The sequence below is a fragment of the Evansella tamaricis genome (assembly GCF_019042215.1).
GTDB classification, from domain to species: Bacteria; Bacillota; Bacilli; order Bacillales; family Salisediminibacteriaceae; genus Evansella; species Evansella tamaricis.
In genome coordinates, this window is sequence record NZ_JAHQCS010000114.1 from 1 (window position 1) to 5,516 (window position 5,516).

At 40.0% G+C, this 5,516-nt stretch carries 5 protein-coding genes; all 5 read left to right on the forward strand.

Annotated features, from left to right (window positions below; translation table 11 throughout):
* Window positions 1–259: 259 nt before the first annotated feature.
* Window positions 260–448, forward strand: coding sequence for a hypothetical protein (locus tag KS419_RS14265; RefSeq protein ID WP_217067068.1), 189 nt, complete (start codon window positions 260–262; stop codon window positions 446–448).
* A 416-nt stretch (window positions 449–864) separates the two neighbouring features.
* A complete protein-coding gene (gene gatC, locus KS419_RS14270; RefSeq protein WP_217067069.1) occupies window positions 865–1,155 on the forward strand; it encodes an Asp-tRNA(Asn)/Glu-tRNA(Gln) amidotransferase subunit GatC in 291 nt (96 codons plus the stop codon).
* Between the two features lie 14 nt (window positions 1,156–1,169).
* Window positions 1,170–2,624 (forward strand): Asp-tRNA(Asn)/Glu-tRNA(Gln) amidotransferase subunit GatA, encoded by a 1,455-nt coding sequence (gene gatA, locus KS419_RS14275; RefSeq protein ID WP_217067070.1) that lies wholly within the window; start codon window positions 1,170–1,172, stop codon window positions 2,622–2,624.
* 12 nt (window positions 2,625–2,636) lie between these two features.
* Window positions 2,637–4,070, forward strand: coding sequence for an Asp-tRNA(Asn)/Glu-tRNA(Gln) amidotransferase subunit GatB (gene gatB, locus KS419_RS14280; protein ID WP_217067071.1), 1,434 nt, complete (start codon window positions 2,637–2,639; stop codon window positions 4,068–4,070).
* A gap of 304 nt (window positions 4,071–4,374) precedes the next feature.
* Window positions 4,375–5,486 (forward strand): IS3 family transposase gene (locus KS419_RS14285; protein ID WP_217066546.1). Its coding sequence is split into 2 segments (ribosomal slippage): window positions 4,375–4,624 and window positions 4,624–5,486, totalling 1,113 coding nucleotides; the frame shifts between segments, so codons are not numbered across the junction.
* The last annotated feature ends 30 nt before the right edge of the window (window positions 5,487–5,516 follow it).

Consider the following 5,516-nt stretch of genomic DNA (forward strand, 5'->3'; position numbering starts at 1 on the left):
TTGATAGGAGTGGTTTTCTCCTATCAGGCGAGCGACGAGCGCAGCCATTGCCATACAAATAAAAGGAACTGAAAAAGTGGGTTTAAACTTTTTCAGTTGCTTCCTACTCGCTAAGGGACACTTCGGAACTGACAACCGAAGTCAAGGAGCGGACTTCGGTTGTCATTCCTCCACTGCCCTACGCTCGTGAGCCTAGGCACCATAAATCCATCTCCGTCATAGTTAGCCAATCTTTTACGTATCGCACGGTAAACAAGAATTGGGACGACTAGATGAGGAAAGTTCACAAAAAAATAAGCCACCTAAGCACTTTGTAGAGAAGTTTAAGGACAGTGCAGCAGAAGCAACACGCAACAATATGGCTTATTTACAACATGCCGTTGGAAAGCCTCTAGTGGAAGCATTAAAAGGCTTAAGAGACTATTACTCCATGGGATCGAAGGAGTGAAAGGCGGCGTCTCCTGCGGGAATAGCGCGAGGTGAAGACCCCGCAGACGCTGGTTTTTGCGGCGAGGAGGCTGAGGCCGTGCCCGGCGGCAAAGAAGACACTGCGAAGAATGAGCAGATGTCGCACTTGTACCTTGTGTGAAAGCGTCCGTCTGTAACGGATTCGAGTATAAACATTTAACTTATTGTAAAAAAACTGTTGTTAATTAAGTGAGAACAAATTATTAAATTAGGAAAGCGTTATCAAAATGTGTTAAAAACTAAACAAAAAGAGGCATTCCTGAACTTACTAAAAAAAATGCCCACAAATGGTTGACGCAAACCCAATTTCTGGTTAGATTGCTTGTCAATGCGTTATTTGGTATTATCATACTATTGTGATGTACAGTGAAAAAGGGACGTTACGGAGGTGAGTATATGGAACGAATTACAAAGGAAAAGGTAGAGCATGTAGCTAATTTAGCCCGATTAGAATTTACAGAGAAAGAATTAGAAACATTTGCAAAACAGCTAGATGATATTATTACTTACGCGGAACAGTTAAATGAGCTCGACACAACAAATGTTGTTCCCACATCCCATGCGCTAGATGTGAAAAATGTCGTTCGTGAAGATGAAATAAAACCATCGTTAGACCGTAAAGATACATTAAAAAATGCACCAGATCAAGAAGATGGACAAGTTAAAGTTCCATCTGTTATCGAGTAGAGGGGGGAAATAAGTTGAGTTTATTTGATCACAGAATAAAAGACATTCATGAACTATTACATAAAAAAGAAATAACAGTCTCTGACCTTGTGGACCAGTCATATAAAACAATAAATGAAGTGGAAACTAAAGTTGATTCTTTCCTTTATCTTGCAGAAGAAGAAGCAAGGAAAAAGGCAAAAGAACTGGATGACTTCCTTTCATCTGATGGTATAAAGGGAAACTTATTCGGAATCCCCGTTGGTATTAAAGATAACATTGTAACAAAAGGAATTAGAACGACGTGTGCCAGTAAATTATTGGAGAATTTTGAACCTGTTCATAATGCAACGGTTGTTGAAAAGTTAAAAGTCGCTAACTCAGTTACAATTGGGAAATTGAATATGGATGAATTTGCAATGGGGTCATCAACGGAGAACTCCGGATATAAACTAACTCGAAACCCGTGGGATACAGAAAGAGTTCCAGGTGGTTCTAGTGGGGGATCAGCAGCGTCCGTAGCAGCAGGAGAAGTCCTGTTTTCCTTGGGATCTGATACTGGTGGGTCCATCCGAGAACCTGCGGCATTTTGTGGTGTCGTTGGTTTAAAACCAACCTATGGATTAGTATCCCGATTTGGATTGGTTGCTTTTGCTTCTTCGTTGGATCAGATTGGTCCAATCACTAGAACGGTAGAAGACAACGCCTTTGTTTTACAGGCTATTGCTGGATATGACAAACTCGATTCCACTAGTGCAAATGTGGAAGTGCCTGACTATCAGTCTTCACTAACAGGTGATGTAAAAGGTTTAAAAATTGCTGTACCAAAAGAATACTTAAGTGAGGGAGTTAGTGAAGAAGTCCGAGAACATATCCAAGCAGCCTTAAAGAAACTCGAAGATCTTGGTGCTACTTGGGAAGAAGTTTCCTTACCCCATTCTAAGTATGCGATTGCCGCTTATTATATCCTGGCATCATCAGAGGCATCGGCTAATTTAGCAAGATTTGACGGTATTCGCTACGGGGTACGGGTAGAAGGGGACAATCTCATTGATACGTACAAAAAAACGAGAAGTCAAGGTTTTGGTAACGAGGTAAAAAGGCGGATTATGCTCGGGACGTTTGCATTAAGCTCTGGGTATTATGATGCTTACTATAAGAAAGCACAACAAGTACGAACATTAATTAAAAAGGACTTCGATGATGTTTTTCAAAAATATGATGTGATTATAGGTCCGACGGCACCAACTACAGCATTTAAAATCGGTGAAAAAGTGGATGACCCTCTGACCATGTATGCTACAGATGTACTAACCATTCCGGTTAACTTGGCTGGAGTTCCAGCAATCAGTGTTCCCGCAGGTTTGGCAAACGGACTACCAGTTGGTCTCCAAATTATAGGGAATTATTTCGATGAATCCACGGTTTTCCGTGTTGCCCATGCGTTTGAACAGACAACAGATTTTCACAAACTAAAACCAAAACTGTAAGGGGGGATTATCATGAGTTTTGAAACAATCATAGGATTAGAAGTGCATGTGGAATTAAAAACAAATTCCAAGATTTTCTGTGGGTGTTCTACGGCATTTGGAGCTCCACCAAATACTCATACATGCCCCATTTGTTTAGGACATCCAGGTGTTCTTCCAGTTTTGAATAAGAGGGCTGTGGAATTCGCAATGAGAGCAGCAATGGCACTTAATTGTGAGATTGCTGAGGTAACAAAGTTTGACAGGAAAAATTATTTTTATCCAGATAACCCAAAAGCATATCAAATCTCTCAATTTGACAAACCAGTAGGGGAAAATGGCTGGATTGAAATTGAAGTTAATGGAAAAACAAAGAAGATAGGAATTACCCGCCTCCATTTAGAAGAAGATGCAGGAAAGTTAACCCATGTGGATGGAGCGGGATATTCATTAGTTGATTTTAATCGGGTAGGAACTCCATTAGTGGAAATCGTATCCGAACCTGACCTCCGATCTCCAGAAGAGGCTTATGCCTATTTGGAAAAACTAAAGGCAATTATGCAGTACGTTGAGGTATCCGACTGTAAGATGGAAGAAGGTTCATTAAGGTGCGATGCAAATGTTTCCCTTCGCCCTAAAGGACAGGAGCGTTTTGGTACTAAAACGGAGCTCAAAAATTTAAATTCCTTCGCTTTTGTCCAAAAGGGATTAGCCTATGAAGAAGTAAGACAGGCAGAAGTTTTATCCTCAGGCGGTGAAATTTTTCAAGAAACGAGACGTTGGGATGAAAAAGGCGGGAAAACCATTTTAATGAGGGTAAAAGAAGGGTCCGATGATTACCGTTACTTCCCAGACCCAGACCTTGTTGATCTTCAAATAAATGAAGAGTGGAAGGAAAAGATTCGTGCTGAGATCCCAGAATTACCAGATGCCCGGAGGAAAAGGTATGTGGAAGAACTGGAGTTACCAGAGTATGATGCTAATGTTCTAACACAGCAAAAGTCCATGAGTGATTTCTTTGAAGCTTGTTTGACGTATAAAGCCCCAGCAAAACCTCTCTCTAATTGGATAATGGGAGAAGTGAACCGCTATTTAAATGCCAATGGTAAAGAGATTGAAGATGTTCCTATGACACCTGAAGCTCTGGTGAAAATGATTCAACTGATTGAAAAAGGGACAATTTCCTCTAAGATTGCTAAAAAGGTATTTAATGAATTAGTAGAAAATGGTGGAGATCCTGAACAGATAGTAAAGGATAAAGGGCTCGTACAAATCTCCGATGAAGGCGAAATAAAAAGAATGGTTAATGATATTCTTGACCAAAATCAACAGTCTATTGAAGATTATAAGAATGGAAAAGATAAAGCAATTGGGTTCCTCGTAGGACAAGTAATGAAAGCATCCAGAGGGAAGGCTAACCCACAATTAGTAAATCAATTACTTGTGGAAGAACTAAAGAATCGCTAGTTAAAAAAGATGTTCTGCCCCATTGACGTTGGAGGGGAGGGCATCTTTTTTTGAGGAATTAAGATGTTTTGGTCCTTTCGGAAGTGTCAATAGACAGGACGTGGTATTGCCCGATGGACAGTAACTTTTATTCGAAACACTAGTAGAGGAAGACATATAGGCGCATATGTGAGTGAGGTATAGATTAATTAAATAGAGGACTATACTGTATTAATAAAGTCGAAGTGTATAGGTTACACTTGGTTGGACAGATTCGTTAAGGTCATATACACTTGATTCAAATAAACGCTGAGGGGAATCGGTAATGGCCAAACGAGAGAGAAGGAGCTACACAAAAGAATTTAAGGAACAAATAGTTCAGTTGCACGCTTCTGGTAAGCCAAGGGCTGAAATTATCAAAGAATACGAGCTGACGCCATCTGCCTTTGATAAGTGGGTTAGGCAGCACCAGAATAGTGGGTCTTTTGAAGAGAAAGAGAACCGTACACCGGAACAAGAAGAGCTAATTCGTTTACGAAAAGAAAATCAACGACTAGCAATGGAGAATGATATTTTAAAGCAAGCCGCGCTGATCATGGGACGAAAGTAGATGTGATCCGACAGAACAGTCACAAATACTCGGTATCAGCAATGTGCGAGGTCCTACAACTACCGAGAAGTACGTATTATTATGAAGCAGAGATTCGAGATAACCAAGAGGAAGAGTTAACGAATCTGATCGTCGATATTTTTAAGAAAAGTCGGGATAACTATGGCCAGAGAAAGATAAAGATAGAGCTAAAAAAGAAGGGTTGGAAGGTTTCTCGCCGGCGTATTGGCCGAATCATGAAAGAACAAGGATTAGTTTCCAAATACACCGTAGCACAATTCAAGCCTTCTAGAACGTCTTGTAATGAATCGGAGATAGGGAATACATTGAACCGTGAATTCGATCAAGACCAGGAACTGAAAGTGATTGTGAGTGATTTAACATACGTTCGAGTTCAACAGAAATGGCATTATATTTGTGTTTTAGTAGATTTATATAATCGTGAAATTATTGGCTACAGCGCTGGTCCTCATAAAAGTGCTGAGTTAGTTCAGCGTGCCTTCACATCAGTAAAATACAATCTTAATAGACTTGAATTATTCCACACAGATAGAGGAAGTGAATTTAAAAATAAACTGATTGATCAAGCCCTAGAAGCCTTTGGTATAGAACGCTCATTGAGTGAAAAAGGAACGCCTTATGACAATGCCGTAGCTGAAGCTACATTCAAGACAATCAAAACAGAGTTCGTTCATGGGAAGGTTTTCTCTAGCCAACACGAACTTGACCTTGAACTTTTTGACTACGTACATTGGTACAATAATATTCGAATTCATGGATCACTAGGTTATTTAACACCGTCTGAATACAAGTTAATACACCTTTAAATATTTGTCCACATAAGTGTTGACATACCA